The organism is uncultured Senegalimassilia sp. (assembly GCF_934632265.1).
Lineage (GTDB): Bacteria > Actinomycetota > Coriobacteriia > Coriobacteriales > Eggerthellaceae > Senegalimassilia.
On record NZ_CAKTYH010000193.1, the window covers coordinates 1 to 2,147 of the forward strand.

The window sequence follows — 2,147 nt, forward strand, 5'->3', positions numbered from 1 at the left end:
TTCGCGCCCCGCCCGGATACCCGGGCGGGGCTCATTTGCGTTACGGGGGTAGCGGACATGCCGCAGGCCGAACACCGCGAACCAGTGAACGGCGAACGGGGGACGGGGGACGGCCAAGCACCGCGTATGCGGGCTTCGCCGTCGCAGCGTCCCCTTCCCCAGCAACGCGCGCACGTTAGAAAGGTTTCATCATGAAGGTCCTCGAGAAGATCAGCGACTTCGCCGGCAAATGGATGGCCATCATCGCGCTTGCGGTCGCCATCATCGCCTTCGTCGCGCCCGCGCCCGTGCATGCGGCGCTGCCCACCAGCTGGGTCAACCCGCTGCTCGGCATCGTCATGTTCGGCATGGGCATGACGCTCAAGCTCGGCGATTTCAAGGTGGTGTTCACCAAGCCGAAGGCCGTGATCACCGGCATCCTGTCCCAGTTCATCATCATGCCGCTGATCGCCTGGGTGCTGTGCCTGGTCTTCCAGCTGCCCACCGAGCTTGCCGTGGGCGTCATGCTGGTCGGCTGCTGCCCCGGCGGCACCTCCTCCAACGTCATGACGTACCTGTCGAAGGGCGATGTGGCGCTGTCGGTCGGCATGACCGCGTGCACCACCATCATGGCCCCGATCGTCACCCCGGCGCTCGTGCTGCTGCTTGCCGGCCAGAGCGTCGACGTCAGCTACGTCAGCATGCTGCTGTCCATCGTACAGGTGGTGCTCGTGCCCATCGCGCTGGGCTTCGTCATCAACGCCGTGGCGTCCAAGGTGGCGCAGGCCTGCTCCAAGGTGCTGCCGCTCGTCTCCGTCATCGCCATCTCGCTGATCATCATGGCAGTGGTGTCCGCCAACGCCGCAAAGCTGGCGACCGTCGGCGCGCTGATCATCGTGGTGGTCATGCTGCACAACATCTGCGGTTACGCGCTGGGCTATTTCGTGGGCCGCGCGCTCGGCCTGTCGAAGGCGCAGATGCGCACGCTGTCCATCGAGGTGGGCATGCAGAACTCCGGCCTTGCCACCTCGCTTGCCACCATGCACTTCGCGAGCATGCCGCTGGCCGCCGTGCCCGGCGCCGTGTTCAGCGTGTGGCACAACATCTCCGGCGCCGTCTACGCCAACATCCTGGCCCGCACCGCCGGCAAGGACGAAAAGGCCGAATAACGCCGCCGCAGCGCCAGCAAAGACGAGAAGTCAGGATAACGCCTTAGCAGCGCCGGCAAAGACGAGAAGTCGGGAGCGCCCCAGCAGCGCCGCGCCGACGGTGCGACGTTTGCCCTGTTGTCGAGCCCCGCCCGGGTATCCGGGCGGGGCTCGTTTGCGCTTGGGAGCGCGGATACGAGCAGGGTGCCGCCCAAAGCACGCTTTTGAAGAGCACGGACGCGAACAGACGCGCGAAACCGCCATCGCAAAGCCGGGAGGGGTTCGCCCCTCCCGGCTTTTTCGCGCCTCGCGTTTTCGACAAGGCATCGCGACACGCTTCCGCCCCCGCTCACCCGCCCCCTGTTCACCGCAGGCGTCATCAGGGTGAATGCGTTCTCGCCGGGCTCCGGCGAGGGGCGGTTTCATCCTCGCCGGGCTCCGGCAGAGCGGTTACGTTCTCGCCTGCCTGCCGGCAAAGGCGGTTGCGTTCTTGCCGGTTCGGGAAAGAAGGTTTTTCGGCTTTCACGTCTTGAAACGCGAGTTTTCCGAATGTTCGACAACGCTGATTTCCTTAGATTGCAATGAACGCATGTGATTCCGTAACAAACGATTGCATGTCGTCGTCTCGACGGCTTCCAGCACCCGGAACCGCCGTCTAACACTCGGAAAACTCGCATTCTCAGCCATAATCCGGCGAAAAGCTTCCCTTCATCCGCCGCCCGTCCCGGTCAGGGCCGGTAGCCCGGCCTTCAATCCCGCGCGCCCCGGCCGCTCCGCGCTCGCATAAGAAATCGAAGCGCACCCCTGCGAGCGCGGACAAATCGGAGGGCCTGCTCATTCGCCTCTCCAGCCGACCGCCCAGGACTCGCGGCCCGGCCGATCCCAGAGCGAACAGGGGATGGAGGCGTGTTCAACGTGCGACACAACATCTCCGGCGCCGTCTACGCCAACATCCTGGCCCGCACCGCCGGCAAGGACGAGAAGGCCGAATAACCACGCAGTGCCGGCAAAGACGAGGAG

At 65.1% G+C, this 2,147-nt stretch carries 2 protein-coding genes; one reads left to right on the forward strand and one right to left on the reverse strand.

The window, feature by feature from the left end; all coding sequences use genetic code 11:
• The first annotated feature begins 191 nt into the window (after positions 1 to 191).
• Entirely contained in the window at positions 192 to 1,148 is a 957-nt protein-coding gene (locus Q0H50_RS09360) for a bile acid:sodium symporter family protein (protein ID WP_294421689.1), read from the forward strand.
• An 813-nt stretch (positions 1,149 to 1,961) separates the two neighbouring features.
• On the opposite strand, the gene Q0H50_RS09365 is transcribed toward Q0H50_RS09360, so the two are convergent.
• Positions 1,962 to 2,147, reverse strand: a 186-nt coding sequence (locus Q0H50_RS09365) for a hypothetical protein (protein WP_294421690.1), incomplete at its 5' end; no start/stop codon positions are given.